The organism is Ammoniphilus oxalaticus (assembly GCF_003609605.1).
Lineage (GTDB): Bacteria > Bacillota > Bacilli > Aneurinibacillales > RAOX-1 > Ammoniphilus > Ammoniphilus oxalaticus.
Map to the genome: position 1 here is coordinate 134432 of NZ_MCHY01000002.1, position 25184 is coordinate 159615.

The 25184-nt window shown below is 46.5% G+C and carries 27 protein-coding genes; 5 read left to right on the forward strand and 22 right to left on the reverse strand.

What is annotated here, in order from left to right:
• Positions 1–6: 6 nt before the first annotated feature.
• From BEP19_RS01470 to asd, 9 genes are all read right to left on the reverse strand, one after another.
• On the reverse strand, positions 7–1593 hold the full coding sequence (locus tag BEP19_RS01470) for an AAA family ATPase (RefSeq protein ID WP_120188090.1): 1587 nt from the start codon (positions 1591–1593) through the stop codon (positions 7–9).
• Complete coding sequence (locus tag BEP19_RS01475) at positions 1590–2573, reverse strand: metallophosphoesterase family protein (protein WP_120188091.1); 984 nt, start codon at positions 2571–2573, stop codon at positions 1590–1592. The genes BEP19_RS01470 and BEP19_RS01475 overlap by 4 nt, the downstream gene beginning before the upstream one ends.
• Before the next feature lie 87 nt (positions 2574–2660).
• Complete coding sequence (locus tag BEP19_RS01480; RefSeq protein WP_120188092.1) at positions 2661–3065, reverse strand: DUF559 domain-containing protein; 405 nt, start codon at positions 3063–3065, stop codon at positions 2661–2663.
• A gap of 46 nt (positions 3066–3111) precedes the next feature.
• On the reverse strand, positions 3112–3618 hold the full coding sequence (locus tag BEP19_RS01485; protein ID WP_245983223.1) for a DUF309 domain-containing protein: 507 nt from the start codon (positions 3616–3618) through the stop codon (positions 3112–3114).
• A gap of 106 nt (positions 3619–3724) precedes the next feature.
• Positions 3725–6187 carry a DNA topoisomerase IV subunit A gene (gene parC / locus BEP19_RS01490; protein ID WP_120188094.1) on the reverse strand — a complete coding sequence of 821 codons (2463 nt, stop codon included), beginning with the start codon at positions 6185–6187 and terminating at the stop codon, positions 3725–3727.
• A 1-nt stretch (position 6188) separates the two neighbouring features.
• Positions 6189–8147, reverse strand: coding sequence for a DNA gyrase/topoisomerase IV subunit B (locus tag BEP19_RS01495; protein WP_120188123.1), 1959 nt, complete (start codon positions 8145–8147; stop codon positions 6189–6191).
• A 117-nt stretch (positions 8148–8264) separates the two neighbouring features.
• Complete coding sequence (locus BEP19_RS01500; RefSeq protein WP_120188095.1) at positions 8265–8675, reverse strand: hypothetical protein; 411 nt, start codon at positions 8673–8675, stop codon at positions 8265–8267.
• A gap of 223 nt (positions 8676–8898) precedes the next feature.
• Entirely contained in the window at positions 8899–9312 is a 414-nt protein-coding gene (locus BEP19_RS01505) for a S1 RNA-binding domain-containing protein (RefSeq protein ID WP_120188096.1), read from the reverse strand.
• 93 nt (positions 9313–9405) lie between these two features.
• Entirely contained in the window at positions 9406–10257 is an 852-nt protein-coding gene (asd, locus tag BEP19_RS01510) for an archaetidylserine decarboxylase (RefSeq protein WP_120188097.1), read from the reverse strand.
• Between the two features lie 192 nt (positions 10258–10449).
• Here asd and BEP19_RS01515 point away from each other — a divergent pair, with 192 nt between their 5' ends.
• Positions 10450–11103, forward strand: a complete 654-nt coding sequence (locus tag BEP19_RS01515) for a hypothetical protein (RefSeq protein WP_120188098.1) — start codon at positions 10450–10452, stop codon at positions 11101–11103.
• 73 nt (positions 11104–11176) lie between these two features.
• Here BEP19_RS01515 and BEP19_RS01520 read toward each other — a convergent pair whose 3' ends face one another.
• The 7 genes from BEP19_RS01520 to pyrB all read right to left on the reverse strand — a co-directional run bounded on the left by BEP19_RS01520 (position 11177) and on the right by pyrB (position 16074).
• Positions 11177–11416, reverse strand: a complete 240-nt coding sequence (locus tag BEP19_RS01520; protein ID WP_120188099.1) for a hypothetical protein — start codon at positions 11414–11416, stop codon at positions 11177–11179.
• A gap of 231 nt (positions 11417–11647) precedes the next feature.
• A complete protein-coding gene (locus BEP19_RS01525) occupies positions 11648–12766 on the reverse strand; it encodes a PRK06851 family protein (RefSeq protein ID WP_120188100.1) in 1119 nt (372 codons plus the stop codon).
• Between the two features lie 111 nt (positions 12767–12877).
• The gene (locus BEP19_RS01530) at positions 12878–13468 is read right to left on the reverse strand and encodes a hypothetical protein (protein ID WP_120188101.1); all 591 of its coding nucleotides are present in this window, start codon (positions 13466–13468) and stop codon (positions 12878–12880) included.
• A 211-nt stretch (positions 13469–13679) separates the two neighbouring features.
• Positions 13680–13979, reverse strand: a complete 300-nt coding sequence (locus BEP19_RS01535) for a hypothetical protein (RefSeq protein ID WP_120188102.1) — start codon at positions 13977–13979, stop codon at positions 13680–13682.
• A gap of 90 nt (positions 13980–14069) precedes the next feature.
• Positions 14070–14444, reverse strand: a complete 375-nt coding sequence (locus BEP19_RS01540) for a hypothetical protein (protein WP_120188103.1) — start codon at positions 14442–14444, stop codon at positions 14070–14072.
• A 122-nt stretch (positions 14445–14566) separates the two neighbouring features.
• The gene (locus BEP19_RS01545; protein ID WP_120188104.1) at positions 14567–14989 is read right to left on the reverse strand and encodes an Hsp20/alpha crystallin family protein; all 423 of its coding nucleotides are present in this window, start codon (positions 14987–14989) and stop codon (positions 14567–14569) included.
• Between the two features lie 143 nt (positions 14990–15132).
• Positions 15133–16074, reverse strand: coding sequence for an aspartate carbamoyltransferase (gene pyrB / locus BEP19_RS01550; RefSeq protein ID WP_245983227.1), 942 nt, complete (start codon positions 16072–16074; stop codon positions 15133–15135).
• A 142-nt stretch (positions 16075–16216) separates the two neighbouring features.
• Here pyrB and BEP19_RS01555 point away from each other — a divergent pair, with 142 nt between their 5' ends.
• On the forward strand, positions 16217–16609 hold the full coding sequence (locus BEP19_RS01555) for a globin domain-containing protein (protein ID WP_120188106.1): 393 nt from the start codon (positions 16217–16219) through the stop codon (positions 16607–16609).
• On the opposite strand, the gene BEP19_RS01560 is transcribed toward BEP19_RS01555, so the two are convergent.
• Entirely contained in the window at positions 16606–17142 is a 537-nt protein-coding gene (locus BEP19_RS01560) for a PaaI family thioesterase (protein WP_170145221.1), read from the reverse strand. The genes BEP19_RS01555 and BEP19_RS01560 overlap by 4 nt on opposite strands.
• An 84-nt stretch (positions 17143–17226) precedes the next feature.
• On the opposite strand from BEP19_RS01560, the gene BEP19_RS01565 reads away from it, so the two are divergent.
• Positions 17227–18012 (forward strand): stalk domain-containing protein, encoded by a 786-nt coding sequence (locus BEP19_RS01565; protein WP_120188108.1) that lies wholly within the window; start codon positions 17227–17229, stop codon positions 18010–18012.
• A 109-nt stretch (positions 18013–18121) separates the two neighbouring features.
• Here BEP19_RS01565 and BEP19_RS01570 read toward each other — a convergent pair whose 3' ends face one another.
• A complete protein-coding gene (locus BEP19_RS01570) occupies positions 18122–18766 on the reverse strand; it encodes a response regulator (protein ID WP_120188109.1) in 645 nt (214 codons plus the stop codon).
• Positions 18759–20174 (reverse strand): sensor histidine kinase, encoded by a 1416-nt coding sequence (locus BEP19_RS01575; protein WP_120188110.1) that lies wholly within the window; start codon positions 20172–20174, stop codon positions 18759–18761. The genes BEP19_RS01570 and BEP19_RS01575 overlap by 8 nt, the downstream gene beginning before the upstream one ends.
• A gap of 139 nt (positions 20175–20313) precedes the next feature.
• Between BEP19_RS01575 and BEP19_RS01580 the strand changes: the two genes are divergently transcribed.
• Complete coding sequence (locus BEP19_RS01580; RefSeq protein ID WP_120188111.1) at positions 20314–21456, forward strand: stage II sporulation protein P; 1143 nt, start codon at positions 20314–20316, stop codon at positions 21454–21456.
• Between the two features lie 79 nt (positions 21457–21535).
• On the opposite strand, the gene BEP19_RS01585 is transcribed toward BEP19_RS01580, so the two are convergent.
• The 3 genes from BEP19_RS01585 to BEP19_RS01595 all read right to left on the reverse strand — a co-directional run bounded on the left by BEP19_RS01585 (position 21536) and on the right by BEP19_RS01595 (position 24283).
• Positions 21536–22177, reverse strand: coding sequence for a YkyB family protein (locus tag BEP19_RS01585; protein WP_245983230.1), 642 nt, complete (start codon positions 22175–22177; stop codon positions 21536–21538).
• Positions 22178–22342: 165 nt separating this feature from the next.
• Positions 22343–22654, reverse strand: coding sequence for a hypothetical protein (locus tag BEP19_RS01590; RefSeq protein WP_120188112.1), 312 nt, complete (start codon positions 22652–22654; stop codon positions 22343–22345).
• A gap of 81 nt (positions 22655–22735) precedes the next feature.
• On the reverse strand, positions 22736–24283 hold the full coding sequence (locus BEP19_RS01595; RefSeq protein WP_170145222.1) for a putative glycoside hydrolase: 1548 nt from the start codon (positions 24281–24283) through the stop codon (positions 22736–22738).
• A 142-nt stretch (positions 24284–24425) separates the two neighbouring features.
• On the opposite strand from BEP19_RS01595, the gene BEP19_RS01600 reads away from it, so the two are divergent.
• Positions 24426–25079, forward strand: a complete 654-nt coding sequence (locus tag BEP19_RS01600) for a peptidylprolyl isomerase (RefSeq protein WP_120188114.1) — start codon at positions 24426–24428, stop codon at positions 25077–25079.
• Positions 25080–25184 lie beyond the last annotated feature (105 nt).

The window sequence follows — 25184 nt, forward strand, 5'->3', positions numbered from 1 at the left end:
TCCCCCTTATCCGTTCAATTCCGCAATGATGCGGGTGACTGTATGCGTCTCAATCGAGCCTAAACAAATCGGACATCTACCGATCTTTTTTAAATGTTGATAATACGTTTCTGCCGTTGTCTCTAAATGTTGGTCAATTTGCTTAAGCTCTTGGTTTAACCGCTCTTGTTGGTCCTTTAGTTCCGTCCATTTTCGATGATAGTCTCTTAAAAGGGCAGTCAGTTCCATGCGGTGTTGCGCTGTTTGAGCCAACTGTTCAGAACGAGGCAACGAATGACTTCGCTCTAAATAAGCTCGAACCTTTACCATTTGACCTTTTGCTTGGCGCCATCGCTCAGCGTAAGCGCTCAACGTGTCAACCGATTGCCGTTTGGCGAGCGCCTGTTCCAATCCCACTTGCGCTCTTTCCAGCCCGTTCGTTTGCTCCGCCACGGTACGGATTCGACGATGCAACATTTTAAATTCGCGTTGTTTTTCAAACAAGTTCGTTACCTGCTCAGCGCGCAATGTCGTCTGTTCCAACTCAATCAACCGCTCCCCAGCCTGATCGAGCTGTTCCGTCTGGACGCAAATTGCCTCCATCCGCGCGCGTCCTTCGGCGATTTCTCGTAGACGAGTCGCGCCTTGAAGTAAAACCGCTAACATTTCTGTCTTCTGTTGCGCGGCGCTATGCAAGGACTCTCCAGTTGCTAACGGTTCCGTTTGCGCAATAACTTGCGTGGCGATCCGCAATTCACCGCGAATAGTGTTCAATCGTTTACCGAGCGTCACCAAGAGCGTTAATTTATGTTCATTAGCTTGCGCTTCGTTCCACCGCTGGTCCGCTTGATCCATCGTCGAAAGCCCATCTAAAAAATGAGCAGCCCGCGCTAATTTATCGGTCAGGTCAAGGCGTTGCGCCTCAAGTTGACGCAAATCAACAACGCGTTGTTCCAATTGCTTCAGACTGGACACGTTTTCCTCCGCTCGTTCTAAATGACGCTGCCAATCGGCAAGCTCGGTATAGGTCTCTAATTGCTCGTTCACTTTTTCTAAATCGGCTTGCAGGCGACGTTGTTCAATTTGTTTGCTGCTTAATTCACTGCTCGTCGTCCGATGCGCGTGATCCAACAGATGGACGCCATTTAGCCGCCCGATTGCTTTCGCTTTGAACGCTCCGTTACTATCGAGTAAAAAAGGCGGCGCCAATTGCATCCCGATATTAAGGGCGACGCGATGGTCCTCATCGATCTTCACTGGGCTTACGCCCGTCGCTTTGATCACCTCTTGCGGCACACGCATGCCAAATCCTTCGAAGCGTTGTTCCTCTTCGCCTGGAATCATAACCGTATACAAATTACGCGAAGAGCTTCGTTCACGGATCACACTCGTCCCGTCAGTCATCACTAACGTTACCTTGGCCCTCGTCGCCCCCACCCGAATAAAGTCCAAGCCCCTCGGCTCGTTATACAAAACCCAGCGTATCGCGCGTAAAATCGCTGTCTTCCCTTGATCACTCGGTCCAGTGATCACATTAAAACCAGCCGCCAATTCCATCTCTGTATAGCGATGCGATTGAAAATCTTCGATAATGACGCGTTGAATCCCCTTCAATCATTCTCCTCCTCCAACCGTTCTTGCGCTTGGGCGATCTGCTCCAAAACAATTTGACGCACGGCGGGTTCAATTCCTTCGCGACTCGCCAACTGCTCGATTAGTTCATGAACATTTGCGTATTGAAACTGGCCGGCTTGACGAATCTGATCGACAACCTGACGCATCTTTTGCTCACGATAAATGGCTTCTTCCCCCTGTGAGCGATCGAGTACATCCTTCCCATGCGGAGCGGAACGCAGCGGCATTTTGCGATAACTTAATTTTTGATCATTCACCTCTATTAAAACGAGTTGCGGTGTTCGACTTATTTCACGGGGATGATTGCTTAACCGAACGAGCGCGCCGGGGTTGACGAACATCTTCCCATCTTTTATCGTGTCAGGGAAGCCAAGGTGATTGTGTCCGCACAGTGTCAAATCCGCTTCCGTTTGAACGATTTGATCGATTAACGTGTGGGCCACCCCTTCGATAAACGGACGGTCCAGCAACATCCCGTGAACGAGATGAATCGCGACATCCGCCTGCTCTTTTGTGACACAGTAATCTAACGTCGGGTCTCGGCGGTCCAAATCGAGATGAAAGTGTTGTCCAGTGACTTGGACCCGCTGACCTTTTTTCTCAAAATAAATCCGCTCGCCTGGATGAATGATGCGGATCACGCCCAGTTTATTGGCCAACCCAAGCATCGTCCGATCTAATGTTTGCGGATTGTGAGCAAACACGTCGTGATTCCCGACAATCCCATACAAAGGTGCTTGCAACGCGTTAAAAATAGATAAGAATTCACCAACGACAGACGGTGACGGCGCAGGCACATCGAACACATCTCCTCCGTGCAGCACCGCCTCCACCTGCAACTCATTGGCAACAGCGACCGCTTCCTTTAGTTTCAATTTCAATGTCTCTGGGAAAGGATCTAGTCGATTCGCTGGGGCCGTACCCCGAATGTGGGTGTCTGTGAGAAATAAAAACCGCAATCTTTACACACGCTCCTTCCAAACGACTTCGAACATGCTTTGCTCATTTTAGTGTAACATATTTAAAAACCAAAAAAACGCACCCCATTAGATGCGTTTTTCCGCGATCAGATATTGTTCAATTGTGGCGATGCAACCACGCGTATTTCCGTAAATTTTATCGGGCGTAAAGCGAATAATCCACCACCCTTGTTCGCTGAGAGCCTTTTCTCTTTTCCTGTTGCGCGCCCGATCGAGGTCATGCTCTTCCCACGGACGACGCGCGCAATCAATCGCCAACTTACGGCGCGGGAATGCAAGATCCAGCTCAAAGCGATCCACTTGATAACTGACGGTCGGGTGATAGCCTTCATCCGACAATACTTGAAATAAATACCGTTGACTCGAGCGTCGGCAATCGTGATGTTGCGGCTCTTTTTTCTGACGGGCCCATGGGAACCAACAGATCGTCCACAGGACTACGACGATAATGAACACATAAGAGAGTATCATCTTTTCACACCTCTGTTAAAGTATGGCTACTCTCCATTATTTTATGCTAACGCCGCTGATTTGCCGCTAGTTTTTCAGCTCTAGCCTGAATAACATCCGAACGGTTCCGCAAGGCATGGCGATGGATCAACGCATCTTCCATCGAACTCGGCGCGAACCAACTCCAGCCATGTGCCGCGCATTCCGCCTCGGCCAATTCCTCTAACGTTGGATCACTGATCGGCAAGTTAAGATCGAAATACGCTTCACCTTGTTCAACCGCTTCGATGCGTTGCTTAATCATCTCTGTTAGGCGGTGATAGTCGAGCCCGACTCGTTCAACATCCGCTTTCGTCATTCTCGTAAATGTACTGTTTAACATTTTAATGGCGCCGCCGTAATTGCCGCGTCGATGATGATAAAGTCCAACCGCGATTTGAATCAAGACAACCCAGATCGGTTCGCGTTCGGGCAATGATTTCCAATATTCTTCTAATACTTCGTGACATTCGAAAAAATCCCGATCCCCATGAAAATGGGCAAGGTATTTAATATAGTCCGCTGGATAATGCACCAATTGTCTCCCCTATTCATGTTCTTTTTACAACAGTATAACAGGAAAAACAAAAAGGTGTCGTTCATAACTGCCGTAACAACACCTTTTTGTAACCGTTTATTTTTTAATCATCCGCTTCCGATTCTTCGCGTTCCTCGACTTCGGGAGCGGCGTGAACACGCGTAATTTGTTCGCCTTTTTCGAGTGGGATCAATGCTCGCCCAATCCCGCCTTGTTCCGAAACATCAATAGAATCGAACGCGATCTCGCCCCGCTTACCTTGATCTGTTTCATAGAACTGCGTCGCAATGCCTTCCTGTTCAAGGGCCGCATAAACGATGCGATGCGGATTGTTCTTCCTTCTTCGAATCACGGTTACCCCTTTACCGCTACGGCCTTGGACATCGAAATCAGCAACAGACATTCGTTTGCCGACACCCTCTGTCGTGATCACATCGATAATCCGTTGATCGTCTTCCGTGACCAGGTACGCGGCGATCACTTCGTCTTCGTTGGCAAGATTAATCCCTTTAACACCCATCGTATTACGTCCCGACGGATTGAACTCAGTTAGCGAGACCCGAATCGCAAGGGCATGATGGGTCACAAGCAACAAGTGATCACTTTCATCGCCAAGGAACACGTCCAACAGCTCATCGTCATCTCGAATGCGCGCCGCGATAATACCGCGTTTACGCTGATTTGTAATATATTCGGATAGCGCTGTTTTTTTCACCATCCCGCCTTTTGTCACAAAGTGAACGAACCGATCTTGTTGATTCTCATCGAGCGGGAACATCGCGATAATTTTTTGATCTTTTTGCAAGCCAACAACGTTGATTAAGGCCGAACCGAGGTCTTTCCAACGCGCGTCTGGTATCTCATGCACAGGCAACTGGAAGTACATCCCATCGTTCGTAAACAACAGCAACGACTGAATCGTATTGACGCGCAAGAACCGTTCGATCTGATCCCCATCTTTGATCCCCGCCGTATCCAAGCTTGCCCCTGAACTAGAGAAGGAACGGAGCGAGACTCGTTTAATATACAATTCATCCGAAAGTGTAACGATCACATCCTCAGCGGGAACCGTCACGGAAATATCGATTTCGATTTCCTCAATCTCGTCTTCAATTACGGTTCGACGCTCATTCCCGTACTGATCACGGATTTCCGTTAACTCGCGCTCAATCACTTGGTTCAACTTTTTTTGGCTAGAGAGGATCCCTTTCCACTCTTTTAACTGCTTTTGCAATTCTTTCTTTTCCTTTTCATATCTCTTAATATCTAAACGCGTCAATTGATGCAGGCGAATATCGAGAATCGCTTCCGCTTGCTCATACGTAAACGCATACTTCTCCATTAAATTTGCGCGGGCGTCTTCCCGTCCATCCGACTCCATGATCGTATCGATCACTTCTCTTAAAATCGAAATCGCTTTAATGATGCCCTCAACAATATGTTGACGCTTTTCAGCGCGATCATAATCGTGCTGGGTGCGGCGTGTGACGACTTCTTTTTGATGATCGAGATAGGCGGTTAGGATTTCCTTTAGCCCGAGTTGCTTCGGTTGCGTATCAGCAATCACCAACATATTAAAGCTATATGAAATCTGCAGGTCTGTGCGACGATACAAATAATTTAAGATGCCTTCGACATCTGCGTCGCGTCGCATTTCCAACACAATTCGTAACCCCTCGCGGTCTGTTTCATCGCGCGCCTCAAGTAACCCGTCCACATTTCTCTCCAAGATTTCCTCTTCAATTTGTTGGACGAGGACTTTCTTTCTAACCGTGTACGGAATTTCCTCGATGATTACCAACTGACGGCCTTGTCGCCCCTTTTCAATGCGTGTTTTCGCTCGAATCATAATCCGACCCGATCCGCTGCGATACGCTTTTAAAATCTCCTTTTTTCCTTGGATGATCCCGCCTGTCGGCAAGTCCGGTCCCGGAATATAGGTCATCAGTTCCTCAACAGAAAGCTGCGGATTGTTAAGCAAGACAATCGAACCATTAATCACTTCCCGAAGGTTATGGGTCGGAATTTCCGTGGCAAATCCAATCGAAATGCCAGTAACCCCATTGACAAGCAAATTGGGAAAACGAGAGGGGAGCACAGTAGGTTCTTTCGTAGTGTTATCGTAATTCGAAATGAAATCAACCGTATCTTTCTCAATGTCGCGTAACATCTGCATCGAAATGTCCGTTAATCTCGCTTCGGTATAACGCATCGCCGCCGCAGAATCGCCATCGACCGTTCCCCAGTGCCCATGACCGTCGATTAAGGGTTCCCTCATTTTATGGGGTTGGGCCAAGTTAACCATCGTCTCGTAAATCGAAGAATCGCCGTGCGGGTGATAGTTTCCCATCACATCTCCGACGGTTTTCGCCGATTTACGGTACGCGCGGTCTGGCAAATTGCGTTCCTTATACATTGAATAAAGAACTCGTCGTTGCACGGGTTTTAAGCCGTCTCGCACATCGGGTATGGCGCGAGATAATATAATATAGCGGGCATAGTCGCTAAATCGCGAGCGATAAACGTCCCGTAGACTCATCTGGATATATTCATTAGAAGCGCTCACACTATTCCTCCTCAACAACGAACTTCACATTTTGCTGGATCCATTCTCTGCGAGGCGGCACGCGATCACCCATTAACACCGTGACGATCCGTTCCGCTTCAGCCGCATCTTCAATATCGACTTGAATCAGTCGGCGCGTCGCCGGATTCATCGTTGTGTCCCACAGCTGCTCGGCGTTCATTTCGCCTAACCCCTTATATCGCTGAATCTCAGCCCCTCGACCAAGCTTTTCAAGCGCTTCGTCGCGATCTTCATCAGACCAACAATAGCTCCCCCGTTGCTGTTTCTTTTCTTGTTTATACACTTTATAAAGCGGCGGTTGGGCGATAAACACTTTCCCTCGTTTCACAAGTTCCGGAAAATAACGATAAAACAAGGTCAACAGTAAAATTTGAATGTGGGCTCCATCGTAATCGGCGTCCGTCATAATGATAATCTTGTCAAACGAACATTTGTCCGCTTCAAAGTCATCACCGATCCCCGTTTCGATCACTTCCACAATCGTATTGATCTCCTCGTTGCCTTTCGGTCCAATCACTTCGTAAATTTTACGTTTTTCCACATTAAGTGGTTTTCCGCGTAAGCTTAGCACCGCTTGAAAGTTTCGATCGCGTCCATTGATCGCTGAACCCCCGGCGCTGTCCCCTTCCACGATGAACAATTCATTGCGGCTTGGATCCCGTTTAGCGGGCGGCGTAAATTTATCGCTGATACTGCGTCTGCCTCGGCGCTTGCGTTTACCTGGGTTCCTCAGCGCTTCCGTCGCCTTGCGAATTTCCTCTTTGATTTTACGTGATTCAATCGCTCGATCAATGATCATTTTCGCTGTCTCTGGGTTCTCTTCCAAGAAAAAACCCATTCGATCGCTAATAAACCCGTCAACAGCGGAACGCGCTTCTTCACTTCCTAGCTTATCTTTCGTCTGACTCTCAAATTGAGGATCGTCAATCCGCAAACTTAATACAGCCATAAATCCTTCGCGGTAATCGGTCCCTGATAAGTTTTTATCGTTTTTTCGCAAAAAGTTGTTCTTACGAGCGTAGTCGTTTAACACTTTCGTCATCGCGCTGCGTAGCCCTAACACATGGGTGCCCTCATCGATTGTTGGAATCGTGTTCACATAAGACAGTAAATTTTCTGTCGCGGAATCGTTGTATTGAAAGGCCAATTCAATTTCCATCCCGTCGCGTTCACCGTCAAAGTAAACGATTTCATGATGTGTTGACTTGCCTTCATTTAAAGAAGCGATAAACGCTCGAATACCTTCTTCAAATTTAAACGTGTCGATCCGATGCGGGGTTACCCGCTCGTCCCTGAGGTTAATCGTAACCCCTTTGAGCAAGTAAGCATTATCCTTCAGACGCGCTTGCAACGTTTCATACTCGTATTCCGTTTCGGTGAACACGAGCGGATCTGGTTTGAACCGAACGATCGTGCCCGTTTTGCGCGTGGAGCCTGATTCAACGAGATCGGTCACAGGATGTCCGACTTTCATCTCACCGTTGGCTTCCTCGATATATTCAAAGCGTTGTTTATATACTTTCCCTTCGCGGTGGATCTCTACTTCCAGCCATTCTGATAAGGCGTTAACGACACTCGCCCCGACGCCATGCAATCCACCTGACTTCCGATACCCTTCACCGCCGCCAAACTTTCCGCCCGCGTGCAACACCGTGAACACGACGGTCGGCGTAGGAATTCCTTCATCTCGATTGATCCCTGTTGGAATCCCGCGTCCGTTGTCCTCCACTGAAACGCTATTATCTCTATGTATGGTGACATCGATTTGGTCCGCATACCCCGCCAATACTTCGTCCTTAGAGTTGTCGATAATCTCCCAAACTAAATGATGCAGCCCTCTCGTCCCAGTCGAACCGATATACATCCCCGGACGAACCCGAACAGCCGTTAAGCCTTTTAGGACCCGAATATCATCATCACTATATAGCTTCTCCTTCATTTGACTCAACTGGACTTCCCCCTTTGCACTTGAATGTACTGGTTTTTTCCTCTTTTTGCAAGAAAGACTTTTTTATTACGCTTAAGACAAGAAAAAAACCCTATCGATGAGGGTTTTTTATTCACTCTGCTTATGCTGTTCTTCTAACGCAAGAAATTTCATGGTTTGTTTAACTAAATCGGCGATATGATTTCCGCAATCTGGACAGAACGCAATATCCACAGCTACGATTTTATGACAAGCGTTACATTCAACTAAGTCTTTCAGAATTAAGGCCTTGCGTTTAGCCTCATGGATCTGCCGATGGAGTCGCTCCAGCGCATGTACTTGAACATCGACATGATTTTTCGTTTCTTGTTTCAGCATACTCGGATCGCGGTACACCTTTTGTCCAATTGACAGATAGAGACCATCCGCCTCATCCTCTAACTTTTTTATCTGGTGATTCAATTTATTAATTTCGATTACGTCTTGCGATTTACGAGTGGCCGCATCAAATGTCCCTCTGACTCGGTTTAAAAAACTCATATTCTCCTCCTCAGACACTATTTCCTAACACTATATGTGTCGATTGGAGGGAGCAGAACTGAGGAAAGCGAAGGATGCCAACGAAGGTGAAAAAAGCTGACCCTTCAGGTAGAGTCAAACACGTGGCCATTAACCTAACTTTAAGAAGCGCAGCGCCAAACGGCGCTCGTCGCTTCCATCGCCAATCTTTGTTTCGAGTCAACTCCCGCGGTCAGCTTCGTTGTTATTTTCTTCTTTCACGCTTTCCTAAATCGCCCATTCTATCTTCGCTATTTTTCATCCATCTTCTCATTAACGATTCAAAATCGTCCTTTTGATTTTGCGCTTGTCGTTGTCCACCACCTGGACCCCGATCGTCGCGTCTTCTATTCGGTGTACGATTGCCTGATCTCGCTCTAGGTTCTTCATCAATACGCATCGTTAACGAAATCTTACCGTCTGCCTTAATCTCTGTTACTCTTACCTTTACTTTATCGCTTACTTTAATGACTTGATGAATATCTTCCACGTATGAGGAAGAAATCTGTGAAATATGAACGAGACCTTGCTTACTGTCACCAATACTGACAAAGGCACCAAATGGTTGCACTCCTACAACTGTACCTTCGATAATGTTTCCTACTTCAATCGTACTCAAAAAATGTTCCCCCTAGATTTTATGTGCAATTTTAAATATACATTAAAAATATCAGGAAATAAAGCTAGACGCAAAGAATTAAATCTTTCGGCATTATTCGACTGTTATGCAGCGACCGATGGTTTGACCCATTTTCACCGCCTGTCCTTCTTCTAGGGACGATGTAAATTCCACCTTCCCTTGCTCAAAAACGAGCACAACAGTAGACCCGAATTGAAAGTATCCAATTTCTTCCCCGCGTTCAAGCGGCTTTGCAGCCGTTAGCCTTTGATGTAAAACCGTACCCGCTTTCACATTCGTTCCCGCTTCTCTACTATACCCTACTTTTACACTTCCTACAATGGTCGCCCCTACTTTCACGATGGCAACCCTACCAACAGTCGGAGATTGGACGAACGTAATCAACCGTTCATTCTTCGCAAACAAACCTTTGACCGCGCGCGCCCCAAAAGCGTTGACAGGAAATAAAGTGCCCGGTAAATAACTATAATCGGTGATCTCGCCGCTGACAGGCGTATGTACACGGTGATAGTCGCGCGGACTTAAGTAAATCGTCATAAATTGCCCGCCTTCATATCTTTGCGTCTCGCTTTGCGGGATGCCAAGCAAATTCCACACGGCAAATGGAATCCCTTTTGCCTGAATCAGTTGCCCCCGCTCAATCGTTCCAAACGCGGCTATTTTTCCATCAGCGGGACTGACAATAAATTTTTCATCCGTATCGATCGGTCGCGCCTCTCGTTTTAATTTGCGCGTAAAAAAATCATTAAGCGTCTGATAATCTCCAAGCGCCATTTCCGCTTCCTCAAGCGAAATTTGATAGAATTTAGAGAAAAAGGGGATCGCCTTTCTACTGATGGGACGGCTAGCCGCGTTTCCAACCCAGCGAGAAATAAGATGGGTCGGCATCATTCGCATCAATTGCAACAAAATAAAATCAATCATCGGTATCCTCCGCTTGCTAACATGTTGTTTTATTCTAATTGAAAAAAAGACAAAAGTAAAAAAACGGCATCGCAATTCAATCCATGTTATAGTTTATTTTCAAGATTTATTGCCGCAACGATCAAGAGCAAGTATACTTAAGTCCGTATGCGCGTACGAAAGCGCGATGTTGTGTTTTGTAGGGGGGAAACGATGAAAAAGTTGCGCCTTGTATTTTGGACCTTACTGGTCACCCAACTGATCTTAACGGGTTGTTCGCAAGAGAAAGTAATGGATACAGAATTCATTCGTTTAAAAAATAATGTAAAAGACATAGAGCTCGCGTTAAAACAACGGGAAGATGAAGCAGTCCACATGAGCCAGAAGCTAACAAACTTAGAAGAGACCGTGAAGAGACAAAAAGAAGAGATTTCGCAATTGATGGCGGCATCGCCGCAAGCCCAATCACAGGACAAGCATCCTGTCATCATCCAAGATATCCAAGTCACATCGGAACAAATGGACGCCAATGGCCGTGTCTGGGGTCCATTCGACTTGAATATTACGCTATACAACGGCACCGACCACCCGATCGCGGACAGTGTTTCCGCGCTCATTGTGAGCGAAGACCCGCTCAAAAACAGCCATACGCCAAAAGTCGAACAAATTGTGAAGCGATTTGAGATCGGGCCAAAAGAGTCAAAGATAGTCCGCTTAGAGCAGTTACCAATCAACCATCCAACGAAACGACTCAATGTCGTTGTCAAACTTTTGGAAAACACGCGCGCGCCAAACAATGCGGGCGTCCCGGGTAAAGCGACATGGGTGGTCATCCCTACCGTTATTTTTCCTCCAGACAACCCTTAAAAAAACCAGGACTAGCTGTCCTGGTTTTTTTATGCCTATCACGCTTTCGCCGTCCCCTTTGATTGCTCCTCGCCTAAAAGGAGGTTTGTTGAAATAAAGGAACATGTTGATTGGCGTATGCGCGACCGAATCGTTGTCTTCTCCGTTCACGAATAAAGTTATAATGAAAATGGGTCGCTTGTTGTTCAACTTTCGATAAAACCCATCCTTGTTTGCTCATGCCATCCAAAACTTCCGGGGCGATGACCCCCTTGGTAACCATCACGTGTTGACCGCGTACTCTTTTTCCGACTACTAGAACTCCATTTTCCATGAATATTCAACACCTTTTATATAAAATTTCCACAGTTTTCTACGTTTCAACAAAACATCCCATCAATTGGTTTCCTTGTCTATAATTGTAAATAAAAGGCATTGATATTCCAACAAAAATCGTTCGTTTTTTTTCGACGCAATGCGCCAGCATCCTCGCCTTTCGCCTTTTTACAAACAGGCAGAAAACGAAAACGGCTAACAAATCGACAAACGCTTCATTATTTTCATTTTAAGACTCGCTTGAGTCTTGCGCAAAACGACGGGCAATGCTGTCGATTTCTGATTCCACTTCCGCTCGAATCGCATCAACCTGGTTGAAATCCATCGCCGCGACATAGAGCTCCTTTAATTGATCTTGCGCTTCCTTGGCTTCGCCTAGCTTAGTCGCCCCTTGTTTCATTTTGGCGCGATAGCGAGCGCTGATATCTTGAATTCGCTCCGCATACTTCTCATCGGTGCCAGGCTCGATTGCCCGCGCGTAAATGTCGATAATTTCATCATTTTCTCGATCAGGAGAATACTCATGCGGCGTCGTGCTGTCAAAAATAGCGATTCCCAATTCGCGAAAGATCAACATATCGAGACTGTTCGGATCCAATCCGCAATGATATACCTCCATATCAAAGCCGCGCTCTTGCGCAACCGCTGCAATTCTTTTTAACATGGTCGATTTTCCAGAGCCTGCTCGCCCTTTAATGAAATAGCGTTTCGCGACACCTGCCGTAAGATTCGGCACAAAATCAGCGGCCCCATGCGGTGTTGCCGCGCCGAGGTAACGCTGAAGAATCTGTGTTTGTTTGTTTAAGCGCAGTTCGCCAAAACACGCCGCAATCCATTCAGCTGTAATTTCGTCCGCTTTTGCGAAGTCCATGTTTGTAATGTATATCTTTTCCCATTCGTCATGAATCTCTAACGCCTCTCGAAAACACTGACGAGCCTCTTCCAGATGTTGCTCGATCGAACCTCTAAGCTGTACAATCCGCTTCTTTTGTTTCGCTAATGACTCCGTATCCCAAGCGCTTCCGAAGTTGATGTAGTGTTCAATCGCCCCTGGCGCTTTTGCTGTGATCACATGCGGACCACTGCCGTCAACAACGCCCACTTTGAGAGCGGGAATAATCACGCCTTCTACGGCGTCACGATCCAGCGCAGAGTGAATCCACTCCACGTCATACCCTTCATCATTGTATTTTCGGCCCAACGTCTTCATCATCGACGACTTTCCGTTTCCCGGCGCGCCTAATAAAATGAATATGCGGTCCATATACTGTAGAGTCGAATCCAAATAACTGCGGAATCCCCTCGCTGTATTTCCCCCAGCATAGTAATGAATCTCTTTTCCTGCCATATCTAGAACACTCCTTTTAGCGGCATGATTTCTCGGTTCCTCTCCAGTCAATACATTATCCTATGCCTCAAATCAAAAACGGGTGAATGCCTAGCTTCACCCGTTAAACATCTATTGAATGTGTTGTACATGCCGGGAGATCTCTAATGTCTCGCCGCCACTTTCCACTTTTAGCGCATTCGCCGTCGCTACCGCTTTAAAATTCGGTTGGATCAGAATCGTCGTTCGAATCAACTCCGCATCCTCATCGCTCGGTGTAAAATAGCAAAATAGAGTGTCTAAGCCGTTCGATTTTTTCACCGAAACTTCTTCCAAGTAACCCATGAACGATTCTTGTTCGTTATGTCGAATATAGAGTAAATCATCTTCATATTTTTGTTTCATCATGCGGATCAAATCACCGACCCGTTTATATTCTGTTTGCGCCGTGGCCAAATGGGCAAAAGATGAAAATTCGTCTTCCCAAATTAAATCATCAATGTACATTTCCAATTCGGCTTCCTCCATAGGCGTTAACAGCCGCTTGCGATGAATTTTCAAGTCCTCGTTGGAAAAAGAAACATCGGCGATTTCTTCCCTATTTTTAACGACGGTAATATCAAGCGAATCCGCGCCGCTATGCCCCACTTCATAATCCCACTTTGTCAAATCATAGACGATCGAAGAGATACCGCCTTTTGCTGCTTGCTCTCGGTTGAACACAAAAACGCCTCCCCAGATAGTAGTCGTACACCTATTTTTTTCGAACACGGGGCGAATTATGTAGTCTAACAGCAAAAAAAAAAGCTTCTCCGTGTAGGAGAAGCGAGGTTAACTCTCAACCAACTAATTTATCATTAGTTCATTGATACGTTAACCATATCACAACCCGCGGGACTTGTATAACAAAAAAAAATTCCATTCATCTGATTGGTTATTCATCTTCTTCCTTTTCTGTTTCCTCTAGATCGAGCGTTTGCCCGCCCACATAGATGCATACATACGGGTCTACGGCGTCCTCGCTCACGACAGACTGTCTTAGACCGTCTATGAAATGGGTCGTCACATCCAAAAAATTTTGCTTCTCGCCTTCATCATCCAGTTGTCCTAGCACATATAAGTCGCCCTGTTCGCGGTACATGTAAGATAAGTAGCCAACCGCTTTGCCTTTCGTATTCACGACATTTAAAATTTCGCCTTGATCGTTACGAAATTGGGGCTGCAAATAAATCATTCCATCCCCTCCTTAATGTGTGGAAGTTTTTCGGATTGTTTTAAAAAGGGGGTTCGCCCCGCTTTAACTGAAGCAAACCCCCTTTGATCGTTATCTTTCGTCGTCACCCATATTTTTCTCTCGATTGCTCAGTTCTTGTTTCGTCAGTTCTCTGATCATCGAAAACAACGCCTCATCTTCTTCCTTTGAAGCTTCCACATCAAAATTACTGTAATTCCCTTCGCCTGAACGGAATTTATTTAACTTTTGTTCCGCTTCTTTTTCCTCGTAGTTCGCCCGATCAAAGAGCTTTGCGTACATATTTGAAGACTGGACATCTTTTACCCGCTCCATCATCGGCTTACGGTTTTCCGCAATCCATTTCACACCTGCTATAATAAAAGGGGACGTGACTAACAAAGTTGTCCACATTCCTTGTCGAACACCTGCTTGTCGAGCTTCAGTTGTAAAATCTTTGAAAAACATCTACGCTTCACTCCTTTCCTCGACCTTTTCTTAGAATGCTCATCGATTTTAGTTTTTAAACAAAAAAAAGAGCGTTCGAGACGCTCTTTTTATTCCAACCGAAACTTTAATTCGGAACCTTATTATTGATGAAAATCAATTTCAATCTTTTTCCCATGCTCCGCCTGCGCTTTTTTTAGACGAACTTCTAACACCCCGTTTTTATACGAAGCCGTCGCGTTTTCTTCCATGACATTCCCAGGCAGACTGACTTCGCGTTGGAATTGTCCGTAAAAACGTTCACTTAAATGGTAATGATGTTCCTGAAGGGCCTCGTTCTCGCGTTGAATGACGCCATGCAGGAATAACTGACCGCCTGACACATGAATGTCCACATCGTCCTGCTTTTGCAGACCGGGAATGTCGCATGTCACAATGAATTCTTCCGTGGTTTCATATAAGTCGATCATTGGACCCATCTGTTGACCCCATTCTGGAAAAGGGTGTATGTAATTGGGTTCATGTTGGCGTAACGAATGATTCGGCTCAAATTGTTGCGGATGCACTCAAAAACCTCCTGACATATCCATCTTGTGTTTCTTTGTATTAGCCTGTCCATCTTCGCTCGGTCTCAAACATGAAAAATATAACCAATTGGCAACAAAAAAAGCTTCCTTGAATAGAGGCAAAGAAGCTCTTTTGAGGCAGACTATTTATTTTTTACGAAACCAAGCTTTTCAAAGCATTTGTGAATAATCGACATGCGGATATAGAGTCCGTTTTGGGCTTGACGAAAATAGGCGGCGCGGCGGTCGAGATCAACCTCTGGGGCAATTTCTCCCGCTCTTGGCAGCGGATGAAGAATGATCGCCTTTTCTTTCATCACGTCCAGAATCGATTGGTCAATCACGTATTTTCCTTGCGCTTTCTCATATTCCTCAAGTGAAGGAAAGCGTTCCTTTTGGATACGCGTCTGATACAACACGTCGGCGTTAGCCGCCACTTGCTCAAGATCGTTCGTCTCCACATAGGCGATTCCTTTTTCCTCTAGATACTTCTTCACGTAAGGAGGAATCAACACGTTTTCTGGAGCGACATAGTAAATCGTCACATTGTTAAAATTGGCCAACAAGTATGAGAGGGAGTGGACCGTGCGTCCATACGTTAAGTCTCCAATCATGCCAATCTTTAGCCCATCAACTTGTCCTAACTCTTTTTCAATCGTGTAAATATCGAGCAGCGCTTGCGTCGGATGCTCTCCCGCCCCATCCCCCGCGTTAATAATCGGAACTGAAGCGACTGCCGCCGCTTTTTCCGCCGCGCCAATATCCGTATGACGCATCACAATCACATCGCTATACCCCGAGACGATCCGAATCGTATCTTCCAATGATTCTCCTTTGATCGCTGATGAAAACTGAGACGCGTTTTCCGTGCCAATGACTTTTCCGCCCAGTCGACTCATCGCCGATTCAAATGACAACCGCGTACGTGTGCTCGGTTCAAAGAAAAGGGTAGTCATCACCTTATTTTTATAGCGATCCGACCCCCCGCTCGCTTCCACCTGCTCCATTTCTTTCGTTAAACTAAAAATATCTTCTAATGATGCTCGATCAAATTGTTTCGCTCCTAAAATATGATATAAATTCATCCGCATCTCTTTCCTTTCATACCGATTATTAACAACCGTAGTTTACCACAAATCGCTGTTGTCATCGACGGCTTATTGGAAAAGCGAAGCAACTGCGGTACAATAATGGACACGATGCATGTAAAAAAGGAGGCGTGACGGAATGACGCTCACGTACAACGGCAATCCCTATGATGATTTGGGTGGAGCCGAACCATTAAAAAAACTAGTCGATGTCTTTTATACGCTTGTTGCCGCTCACCCTGAGCTTGCCCCTATTTTTCCTGATGACTTGACGGAAACGAAAGAAAAACAGTTTAAATTTCTATCTCAATTTCTCGGTGGACCCGACCTATATGCGCGCGAATATGGTCACCCCATGTTACGAGCTCGACACATGCCGTTCCCGATTACGCCCAAAAGCGCCGAGGCCTGGTTAGGTTGCATGGACCAAGCCTTAGCTCAAGTGGGCGTGACGGGGCCAATCAGAGAATTCTTGATGAATCGACTGATGCAAACCGCCTACCATATGGTCAACCGCCCACCGCAAGATTAAGGTTTCTTGCCCTTGATGGGACGAACCAAGTGAAGGAAAGAGCCTGTCGCGGTAACGATTAATTCATTGCGATCATTCACAATCTCGCACGATGCTTGCATAATATTTTGAGCGCGTTGGACGAGTTTGCAGTGCGCAATTAACGTCTTGCCGCGGCCGGGCGAATGGTAATTGACATTCATCGATAAGGTAACAATCTTATCTCGTTTCTCAATCATATCATCTAACATCCAAGCCATCGCCATGTCAGCCAGCATGGCGGTGACCCCGCCGTAAACAATCCGATACGGGTTGAGCGTATCCTTCGTAATTGGCATCATACAGCTAAAATCATACAGACTGTCGATCGGTTCCAACATCATAAAATTCCCCATAAATGGATAGTTGTTATCCGCCATCCGCTGCGACGCTTGAATGGCCTTTTCGACAATTTTCAGCTTGCTATCCGGTAACGATAACATGTGTTCGACCAGTCTTTTTTTCTCAGGAGCCAGGCCAGATAATACATCTTTCGACTCATCTTTATTTTCCACTCGTCCCCAACTCCTTTTTCTGTTATAATAAACACGTTGTTTTTTCCCCCCGTAAGACATAAGGAACGAAGGAGAAACAGTGTTATGAGATGCTTTCGTAGATTCATCTCCGCGGCGTTGTTCGCTTTACTTGCGCTCAACCTAACGCCTGCGGACGCAAAAGAAATCGGTCTATTCATTCAAGAGCAGCCCGTTTCTTTTAACGGCGCCCCTCCATTTATAAAAAATGGAACAACGATGGTACCGCTTCGAACAGTGACCGAATCGTTCGGGCTGAAGCTAGACTGGGATCAGTCAACCCGCTCGATTCAACTCACAGGCGCAAATGTTCATATTAAACTTACCATAGATGAGCCGCGCGGGGAAGTAAATCGTAAACAGATCACCCTGCCGCAGCCGCCAACGATTGTTAGTGATCGTACATACGTGCCCCTTCGCTTCGTTGGAGAACAGCTCAACAAATCCGTGGAGTGGGAACCTGAACAATCGAATATTTTTATTTCAAATAGTCAGTTTGAAAGCGACCAATATTGGTTAGCGAAACTTGTTGAGGCCGAAGCGAGCGGCGAACCTTACCAAGGAAAAGTGGCCGTTGCCGCCGTCGTTATCAATCGCTCTAAATCGCCTTTTTTCCCCAAGTCGATTAAGTCTGTTATCTTTGAACGTCAACAATTCACGCCTGTTCATACAAGACGGATTTACGCGATGCAAGCGAAAACAGACACGGTTAAAGCCGTTTCAGAGGCGTTAAATGGCGTTGACCCGACGAATGGCGCTCTGTATTTTCACAATCCGCAAAAGTCCAACAACCGCTTTTTGGCTGGACGCAGCACGACGAGCGTGATCGGCAACCACCGGTTTGCTCGATAACGAAGCGCAAAAGGCATATGAGCCTGTTCACACAGGGCAAGCTCATATGCCTTTTTTATTTTTCACAAACACCCGCTTCCTATCCAACACCGGACAACCTATAACCAACTTAGAACATTCTTTTTTTCTTAGCGACTTCCGCCGCTTCCTTGCTGCTCGTCAGCCCCATCTTTTTCAAAATGCGATTGATATGATTTTTGATCGTCCGTTCGGTCACGAACAATTTCTCGGCGGCTTGCGCTTGAGTATGTCCTTCATGGATGAACTTAAGCACATCTTTTTCCGCGGGCGTCAGTAAACTCTCATTCTCTTGTTGTTTCATTCGTTGAAATTCTTTGCGTAATACAGCGGCTGCCGTTGGATGGATGGCAGAAGATTTAGAAAATGCGGAGCGGATCGCTTCTGGAATTTCTCGAAAATGCAGTTTGTTCAGATAATTGATTGCCCCAGCCGAAAAGGCGTCAACGATCACCTCTTCCTCTGTTAAAGAGGTTAACATAATCACTTTCAGCTGGGCTTGTTGCTCGATCCATTCCGCCGCCAAGTCGATGCCATCACATTCATTTTCTGTGAGATTAATATCCATTAGCGCCACATCCACTTCTTGCCCTGAAAAAGCCTCCCAAGCTGCTTCCCGAGTCTGAGCCGTAGCGACAAGCTGGAAATCAGGTTCCATTTGCACGATTTCTGAAATGCCTTGCAACCAGGTCGGATCATCTTCCACGACCATCACCCGAATCTTATGCTTATTCATTCATCTTTGCTCCTTCTTTAAGTTCGTGAAACCGTCTTCTAGGGATATAAAGGAAGAACGAAGTCCCTTCCCCAAGCTTACTTTCCATTTCAATCCGCCCTTGGTGCTCACGCATCACTTGAAAACAATAGGCCAGACCGAGCCCAAAATTAAGTTGCTGGCTTTTCTTGGTAGAAAAAAACGGATCGAAAATGGACGCGATATTTTCCTTCGCAATCCCCTTGCCCGTATCTTCAACAGCGACCACGACATATCTTTTGGACAAATAGCTTCGCGCTTGGACCCTCCCATCTCCATCCATCGCCTCCATCGCATTTTGAAGCAAATTGACGAGTACTTCGGTAAGATGGACCTTGTCTGCTGTCAACTGACCATCCACGCCCAGCGATAACTCAATGTGAACGCCCGGATTCGCCTTTGCTAACGGATCGATATGGTTGATCGCGGCCTGAACGATTTCGCTTAGCAAAAATTCTGTCTCATTCAACTTAATTTCTTGCGTCTTGTCATGAATCCGTTCAGCCATCAACAAAATATGATCAGAGGCCGCTTGCAGTTGCGCCAGGTCCCCTTCCATCTCCTTTAACTGATGTTGGGCGGCGATCCGTTCGATGCGATACGCGAGCAATTGAATTTTCCCCACTTCGTTCTTTAAGGTGTGATTTAAAATCGAGGTTCCTGAAGTCAACGCGCGCAGCGTCGAACGAACCCGATTTTGTTCCACGCGCAAGCGCACCCCTAACACCCCGTATTTCAACGCAAATCCGACAAAAAAAATAAATAAAGCCAAAATAAGCGCCAAATTATATTTCCAAGCATCGAAATCGCCAAACAACCGCGCCAAATAGATCGTAAATAGGACGATTAGATTAGGAAAGACAGCAAGAATAATGACAAAGAAACGACTTCTACGCAAAATCGGATCCTTTTCCAGCCACATTTGTTTGACAAGCAACGCGGCTGCGAGAAGCATATAAGGAATGACCCACAGCACCAGGCGCGGATAATCTAATTGCAACGACGGAATGACCGGTGAAATCCAAATCGTATACACGACCGGCAACAAGAGAAGCAATCCCCATCGGAAACGCCAAATCGGTTTAAGCTGCTCGCCTGAATAAAGCGCGAACATAAGATACGTATAAGGCAAGCCGACTTGGCAAATCAGCGAGGCGACTGACGCCGCTTCAATCATTCGTTCATTCAGCCAGCTTTGAAAGACGGGCGAGCCGAGGACCGCCTCGTTTAATAGCGGACGTATTTCTTCGTTTAAAGAACCTGCCAAAAAACCAAATCCCCCAACAAAAGCCATCACAGCCGCCCATCGCGAACTCGGATTCTTTGGATCCGTGACAATCAGTAAGGCGCTGATCGTCCAAATCGCCACTAATGCAATTCCCATCAACATAGTGTTGTATAAGCTCCTTTTTTTCCGCTCTATGATCCATATCTTTCAGTTTAATAGAAGCATTCATATTCTTCAATGGTCCGCCATATAGTTGATAGTAGCATAACAAACGACAATTCTTTTTAAAGGGTGGCCCACTATGAACAGATTTTATCATTTGAGACTTCCTAATCTACTATTTCTATTATCGCTGCTCAGCTCCCTGCTTATCCTCTCATTTGGCTGGCTGTTCGGGACAAAAGCGTTCAACATATCTTCGCCGTCAATGAGACAAGCCGTCGCTCAATTGTCCAAAGAAACGATGTTGGGAGCGATGGAACGAGAAATTCCTTATTTGCGCTTCCGCGAGGTGGATCCAACCGCCGCGCGCAAGCCTTATGCTCTATTCGCATTTGAAACGTTAACGGGTCTGCATCCGACTGATTTACGTTCTTTGCTCGGTCGCGAATTGCCCGGACTTGCCGCATATAAAACCGAGGCTTTATCAATCGGAGCCAACGTTGATTTAGAACACTATGTTGTTGAGTCCGCCCCGCCACTTGAAATCACACAACTAGAACTTGCTAATCAAAGGGAGGCGGAAGCGGCAGCCGAAGAAAAAAAACAGGCAGCCGTCGCCGCTCAGGCCCGCCAAGTGTTTATTTATAATACACATAACACGGAATCCTGGACCCATGTGACAACAAATAAAGGTGTGGTCGACAAAGACAAAAACGTCACCTTAATCAGCGAACGGCTAGGTGAAGAATTAAAAAAACGCGGCATTCAAACGATCGTCGACACGACCGATCATCAACAAATTTTAGAAGAGCAAGGCCTCGCTTACGCTCTATCTTACGCCGTTTCGTTAAAAGCCGCGAAAGCAGCGATGGCTGAAAATGAACAAATCAGTTATGTGTTCGATATTCACCGCGATTCAAAACGAAAAGATAAAACAACGACCGTCATTAATGGAAAAGCGTACGCTCGACCGTTTTTTGTGATTGGTAAACGCAACCCGCTTTGGGAACAAAACGCCGAATTGGCCAACCAATTCCATCATCTACTCGAGCAAAAATACCCCGGCTTATCGATCGGCGTCTTTGCCAAAGGGGAAGGACACGGGGAATACAATCAATCCATTTCTCCGAATAGTCTCTTAATTGAGGTAGGCGGAATCGACAATACACTGGAAGAAGTGTATAACACGTCTGCCGCATTAGCCGACGTATTCGCCGATATTTATTTTGAAAAAGATCAAAAGGTCGATGCCCCAACCGACTCTTCGGAAAACACACTGTAAAAAAGCAGACAGTCCGACTCCCGACAAACAGAAAACGCCTTCACAATTACTCAGAGTGAAGGCGTTTTTTTTTGATGTATTATCGAGTGCGGCGTTTTTGTTTGCCGAATGGATCAAAAAAAGATGATTGTCGTTGGCCCTGATTTGAAACACGTCGTTGGGAAGGGACCGACTTTCGCTTGATCGGCTGACTATACTGCTCGAGTAATTGCACAGCTTGACGCAATGGAAACGTGTCCGTCGGATTACGAAAGTCTTCGCTCCATTCTCCGAGGTGGGGCAATTCGAGAAGATCTTCACGGGTGGAAATGATGTGAAAGCCATATTCTTCAACTTTGACCAACGTATTGCATGTTTGTTGATGAAATTTGCTTGGATTGGGTGATTGTTGTAACCCGACCTTCTCGGCTTTTCCTTCGGTAATCAACTTTTCGATAACATCTGTTTTCAATTGATAGAGTTTTTGGGGTTGTGGGCTTGTTTTAGCGTGACGATTGACGACAAAGAGCGCTTTTGCTAAATTTCCGATTGTTGGTTGTAAACGCGTTGTTTTTCGACTTGGGATGGGGACTGAATCTTTCAGACTAAACAGATAAAAAATGCGATTTTTATCCTTCAGTTTCGCGATGGGGGAACCTGTTGGGATTTTGCCTATTTTTTGTAGTTCTTCTTTTGTCTTATAACTGGCTGGCACTTGTTCCTTCTTCGTAAATAGCTTCAAAAATAATTCCTCCTTTCCCCACGCTCTCCTCTTATTTTACCATATTACATGGGGTTCTTGTCCAATTTTGCCCAAATCTTTTTACCATATATTAAAAGTGTCATAGGCTGGTCCAATCGGAGACAAAAGGAATCCCGACTCGCGAGGCAAGTCGGATCAATCGCTTTACACGTCGTCGGGTCCTTTTACCGCAGGATAAACAGGCCGATTGTTTGCTTCTTCCTCGCTCGGTTCAGGCGACTCGTATTCCCGTTTTTTAACCTGAGTATAGACCCCGCTCGCGGTTAAGCCAATCAGTAAGGCCAACGTTGATTTTTCAACGAGCCAAGTCGGGATCGAGACGAAGTAGACACCTACAAATAAGGCAATCACCGCTCGAAAGCGACTGGGGATCATAAACGCATTGCCGACCACCGAAACGAAGGCGGCGACAACTGCGGAGATAGTAGCAATATCTACATAAACGTTCTCAAACATGCGATCTCCACCTTTAATGGAAATTTATGCGCTTATTGGCTACCGTATTCCTTTTAATAAAAAAGGTGAAGAGACCGCCCCCTACGGGTCGGCCTCCTCTTTGATCGGCGCATAGTTAACGCCCCGCGTATAATTGTTAACCGCATTCCAGAGCAAAAACTCTTCAACGCCCTCATCTAACAACGCTTGGACTTGCTGCTCAACTTCGCGCGGGCCGTAAGAGAGATAATTCCCCTTCCCTAGCCAGGACGCTGTAAAGTCTTGTAACCAGGGCCTTGAGATCGGCGGGTTTTCAAGCTCAGCTAACTTTTCCTTTTCCACCTTCATGTATTCCCGCGTCAATCGATACGGCTCGAGATCCGGTTTGGCGATATTAAAGTAACCCGGCCCCCAGTGACTCGGGTAAATCATGGAGCTGATCACATCGACCTGATCGCTAATTTCCTTGAAGTTTTGTCCAATCCCAGGCGCCTCCGGCAACGTGGCCGCATAACCGAAAATATCGACCGACACATCGACCCCATACGGAGCTAACTGCTCGCGGGCGTAGCGGACAAAATCCGTTACCGCGCTCACCCGCGCTTTCACCGCATCATAGACGGGCTCAGGCGGTGGCGGAGTCGACGGAAATGGTTCGTTGTTGGAGGCGGCTGTCGTTTCGGTCGCTCTTTCATCTGAAGGCGAATTGGTGATCGCATCTCGTTGTTCAATCTTTTGCGGCGGACCGCTTGGTATCATTTTAAAAGCTGGGATGGATCGGGGCGATGAACCGACTGGCGCGCCCTCGTTATGGATCGGTTTTGTGTTCGTCGCGCGCATCTCTCGCTCCTGCTCTTGCTCCCACAACACTAACTCCTTTTCCCACTCTTGCATCAACCGCGGTTCAAGCTCCTCTTTTGAATAGGCGCCCATCGAATAAGTCAGTGTCTGATCTCTCGTCTCAAATCCTTCAGGAAAACGGACATAGTCGAATTGAATCTCGCGAAAACCGAGTTCCGCCGCTAGCTTAGCGATTTCGATATTATGCTCCCAAACCGATTTTAAAAACGGGTTCACGAATGCCTCTCCACGCCGATTTTTCCACACTTGACCCGCTTGTTGAAAAGAAGTCTCCGGTTTCTCGGCAGCTAAAACTGAATCCTTAAAAACAACAATCCGCGCAATCGGGTAAATTTGATGTTCGGAAAGCTTCTCAAGCAATGCCTTCGGGTCCGCAATATAATTTTTGCTAAACGGGGCCCACTCTCCTTCAAGCGAATACGTAATCCAACCGTAGTCATCTTTGATATCGATAACCATCGCATTCAATTCCGTTTCATCGACCAACGCAATCAGTTCATCCAGCTTCGCCCCTCCCGCCGAATGCGCCGTGACATAAATGCCGCGCACGGCGTCAGGATACGTAAAAGAAGGGATGTCCGCTTTTTCCGCTGTCTCTTCATCAGGTAGCTCGCTAGCATGAGCTCCTTTTGCTTGAGTCAGCCCGTTCGGATCAGTGAACGCCTGCCAACTAAATTGTTCACGGGTCATGTCGGGAGAAACGGGTTCAACTGTAGTCTGCTGCGAACAACCCGAGACGGTAAAACCAAGTAAAGCCGATGCGAATAAGATGCTCCAATTTTTTCTCAAGGTCGTTTCCCCTCTTTTATACATTGGTTATCTATCTGTCATTTGATAGGTCAATGCTCCTATATTTCATTCTATGCTTGACCAACCTGTATAATGAAGCGAAAATATAACGACAATTATAAAAAAGGAGAGAAATAAGCTTATGATTAAAAAACTATCACTGCTACTACTTACGCTCGGTTTGTTAACCGCTTGCGGCGGCGCCAAAGAGAAAGTCGAGGAAGATATTATCACCGATCCAAATCGCGGCGAAACGTCAACAAAATCATGGGACACCCCGCCTGAAATGGCAATCGAAACGGGGCAAAAACTGAAGGCGATCATTGAAACATCAAAAGGAGACATGAAAGTGGAGTTGTTTGCTGATGACGCTCCGAAAACAGTCAATAACTTCGTCTTCTTAGCAAAAGAAGACTTCTACAATAATGTCGTCTTCCATCGCATCATGAAAGATTTTATGATTCAAACAGGGGATCCAACAGGCACGGGCATGGGCGGACCTGGCTATACGTTTGAAGATGAGCTGCCATCCCCCTACTCTTACGATAAGGGAATCGTGGCGATGGCCAATGCCGGAGCAAATACGAATAGTAGCCAGTTTTTCATTTGCAGTGGACCCGATTGTGCGCGAAGCCTAAATCCAAATCCCAATTATACGATCTTCGGGCGCGTGATTGAGGGAGAAGACGTTCTCGACCAACTCGCCAGCACCCCTGTAAAAGCGGGACCTACCGGGGAACCGAGTCAACCGACAGAGGAAGTGTACATTAAGCAAATTGTGATTGAGGAAGAATAGCAGAAGGAAAAGGGGGCTGAGTTTCAGCCTCTTTTTTATGGGAGGCAGCATTGTGAGGCGGAGCTTCAGGACGCGGATGGAGGGGATTTCGGAGAAAATGCGGCC

What these genes read in the sequence shown, in the direction of transcription:
- BEP19_RS01495 (WP_120188123.1), bottom strand. Translation starts at nt 8,147, where the DNA reads ATGAAGGAGAAGCTATATAGTGATGATGATATTCGGGTCCTAAAAGGC.
- BEP19_RS01580 (WP_120188111.1), top strand. Translation starts at nt 20,314, where the DNA reads ATGAACAGATTTTATCATTTGAGACTTCCTAATCTACTATTTCTATTA.
- asd (WP_120188097.1), bottom strand. Translation starts at nt 10,257, where the DNA reads ATGATTGATTTTATTTTGTTGCAATTGATGCGAATGATGCCGACCCAT.
- BEP19_RS01575 (WP_120188110.1), bottom strand. Translation starts at nt 20,174, where the DNA reads ATGTTGATGGGAATTGCATTAGTGGCGATTTGGACGATCAGCGCCTTA.
- BEP19_RS01555 (WP_120188106.1), top strand. Translation starts at nt 16,217, where the DNA reads ATGACGCTCACGTACAACGGCAATCCCTATGATGATTTGGGTGGAGCC.
- BEP19_RS01500 (WP_120188095.1), bottom strand. Translation starts at nt 8,675, where the DNA reads ATGAGTTTTTTAAACCGAGTCAGAGGGACATTTGATGCGGCCACTCGT.
- BEP19_RS01565 (WP_120188108.1), top strand. Translation starts at nt 17,227, where the DNA reads ATGAGATGCTTTCGTAGATTCATCTCCGCGGCGTTGTTCGCTTTACTT.
- BEP19_RS01570 (WP_120188109.1), bottom strand. Translation starts at nt 18,766, where the DNA reads ATGAATAAGCATAAGATTCGGGTGATGGTCGTGGAAGATGATCCGACC.
- BEP19_RS01480 (WP_120188092.1), bottom strand. Translation starts at nt 3,065, where the DNA reads ATGATACTCTCTTATGTGTTCATTATCGTCGTAGTCCTGTGGACGATC.
- BEP19_RS01535 (WP_120188102.1), bottom strand. Translation starts at nt 13,979, where the DNA reads ATGATTTATTTGCAGCCCCAATTTCGTAACGATCAAGGCGAAATTTTA.
- BEP19_RS01525 (WP_120188100.1), bottom strand. Translation starts at nt 12,766, where the DNA reads ATGGCAGGAAAAGAGATTCATTACTATGCTGGGGGAAATACAGCGAGG.
- pyrB (WP_245983227.1), bottom strand. Translation starts at nt 16,074, where the DNA reads ATGAATTTATATCATATTTTAGGAGCGAAACAATTTGATCGAGCATCA.
- BEP19_RS01540 (WP_120188103.1), bottom strand. Translation starts at nt 14,444, where the DNA reads ATGTTTTTCAAAGATTTTACAACTGAAGCTCGACAAGCAGGTGTTCGA.
- BEP19_RS01520 (WP_120188099.1), bottom strand. Translation starts at nt 11,416, where the DNA reads ATGGAAAATGGAGTTCTAGTAGTCGGAAAAAGAGTACGCGGTCAACAC.
- BEP19_RS01590 (WP_120188112.1), bottom strand. Translation starts at nt 22,654, where the DNA reads ATGTTTGAGAACGTTTATGTAGATATTGCTACTATCTCCGCAGTTGTC.
- BEP19_RS01515 (WP_120188098.1), top strand. Translation starts at nt 10,450, where the DNA reads ATGAAAAAGTTGCGCCTTGTATTTTGGACCTTACTGGTCACCCAACTG.
- BEP19_RS01600 (WP_120188114.1), top strand. Translation starts at nt 24,426, where the DNA reads ATGATTAAAAAACTATCACTGCTACTACTTACGCTCGGTTTGTTAACC.